Source organism: Psychroserpens mesophilus, from assembly GCF_050617655.1.
In the GTDB taxonomy this organism is placed as follows: Bacteria; Bacteroidota; Bacteroidia; order Flavobacteriales; family Flavobacteriaceae; genus Psychroserpens; species Psychroserpens mesophilus_A.
In genome coordinates this window covers 1-242 of the sequence record NZ_JBODQC010000429.1, presented here as the reverse complement: position 1 = coordinate 242, position 242 = coordinate 1, and the positions used below count along the sequence as shown (strand labels likewise).

Genomic DNA, 242 nt, shown 5'->3' with positions numbered 1-242 from the left:
AAGCCGTGCACCCCGGAGGAAGTGGCTTTCCGGCGGCAGCAGGAGCACATTTTTAAGATCTGGAAGGAAGCAGAGGCGGCCGGGGAGCGGTATTTCCCCCATGAATTTATGTACAAGCTCCTGCTCTCCGGCGTGCTGGAACCCCATTACGAGATAGATTTAAAGGATTCCTGGATGTACGCGGCGGCGGAAAAGAACCTGCCCCTGGTTTGCCCGGGCTGTGAGGACAGCACCATGGGGAA

General features: G+C 57.4%; 1 pseudogene. It reads left to right on the top strand.

The annotated features are described in order from the left end of the window. Nucleotides 1-242 (top strand): annotated as a pseudogene (locus ACRHNM_RS17870) (deoxyhypusine synthase family protein); the annotation flags it as partial.